This window comes from Zobellia uliginosa (genome assembly GCF_900156625.1).
Classification (GTDB): Bacteria; Bacteroidota; Bacteroidia; order Flavobacteriales; family Flavobacteriaceae; genus Zobellia; species Zobellia uliginosa.
This window is the reverse complement of record NZ_FTOB01000024.1, coordinates 1-1,492: the sequence shown is the minus strand read 5'-3', so window position 1 is coordinate 1,492 and position 1,492 is coordinate 1. Positions and strand designations below refer to the sequence as shown.

General features: G+C 36.6%; 1 protein-coding gene. It reads left to right on the top strand.

The window, feature by feature from the left end; translation table 11 throughout:
- The first annotated feature begins 566 nt into the window (after positions 1 to 566).
- Positions 567 to 1,385, top strand: a complete 819-nt coding sequence (locus BW980_RS22075; RefSeq protein WP_076457313.1) for a CPBP family intramembrane glutamic endopeptidase — start codon at positions 567 to 569, stop codon at positions 1,383 to 1,385.
- The last annotated feature ends 107 nt before the right edge of the window (positions 1,386 to 1,492 follow it).

Below are 1,492 nucleotides of genomic sequence, written 5' to 3'. Positions count from 1 at the left end.
TCTAAAGCTTCACTGTATAACTTAACCTTAATTCTCTCTTTTGTTCTTTCTGGTTTATACCATCAATTTAATGAGAATCAAACTTAAGATGTATAAAAAACATAGGGCATTTGTACTAAACCGAAAGGCTTGTGTATATTAACAAAGTCCGCTAAATATAAAATTTGGCATTTACAAGAAAAAAGATAAAAGCAAAATATTTATATTTGGCTTAGCACCAATTCGAAACGTATCGCTTATCACCTGCCCTACGTTTCTTATGCTAAACGTTGTGGCGAATTGCCTTCGGCCGCGTCCCTACATCGAAAAAAGCAAGACGGGCAACACTCCGTACCCATACCTTTTTTCGATTCCCGGTGCGCTCAATACGCCACAACGGCCCGGGAAGGGCGGCGCAAAAATATAGGGAGCGACCTCAGAGAACCGTAGAGACCTCCCGAAGCAAAACGAAACACAACAAGGGATAAGCCCCACGGATGCCCAGCCCAGACCCTTAACGCGTATGCTGCGCATCCGCAGGGCCTAGTCCCGGGCCGTTAGCCTTTATTAAAAAAACCGATAATCAATTGAATAATTTATTTACATCATCAGTCATACAGGACAAAGAAGAAAAGAAAAAATATCGCTGGCAAGTGGCAATAACTGTGCTTGTTCTATTCATATTTGGTTCTTTAATAAACATCCCTTTCAGTAGAGAAGTTAAAAGATTGAATCTGGAGGCGGGAAATACAGAAGTCAATCTGAACGAATCGATTGTTGACGACCTAATTCCAATTTTAATAAGCAGTCTAATTTTAGGTGCTATATTGGTTTTTATAGGTTTATGGATTTCTTCAAGAACCAATTTGGGAGCGCCAGTTCTTGCAAGAATCTTTTCAAAAAAACCAGTTAATAAATTAATAAACTGGAAATCAATCCTATCAAGTATTTTTTTAGCAACATTGGTAGCTCTATTACTATTGGGGCTCTTTGAATTACAAAGTGAGTTCTATCCAATTTCAGGTAAAATTTCAAGGCCATCCAAACCTTTTTATGCTCTTGTATCATTCTCTGCTGGAATTAGCGAAGAAATAATGTTTCGATTAGGATTAATGTCGCTGATAATTACGATTATTCAATTTTTGAAAAAAGTAGATAATCCATCAAATAAAACAATCTGGATAGGCATCATAATTTCTGCAATATTTTTTGGACTTATTCATCTACCGTTATCCAAAAACTTTGTGGAATTGACGCCTTTTACAATCGGTGTTACGATGATTGGAAACTTAATAACGGGTTCAACATTCGGGTGGATATTTTGGAAACGCGGATTATTAGTAGCTATTATATCCCATATTGCTTTTGATTTAGTATTTCACGTAATTGGAACACCATACACATAGAAAATAACAAAGGCTAACAAAGAACTGAGGCAAAAAACAAATAAATTCTTCCTTAATCTGAGACAATATTATTCTAGGCCCATAGATTCCAAAATCAGTTTCTTCGG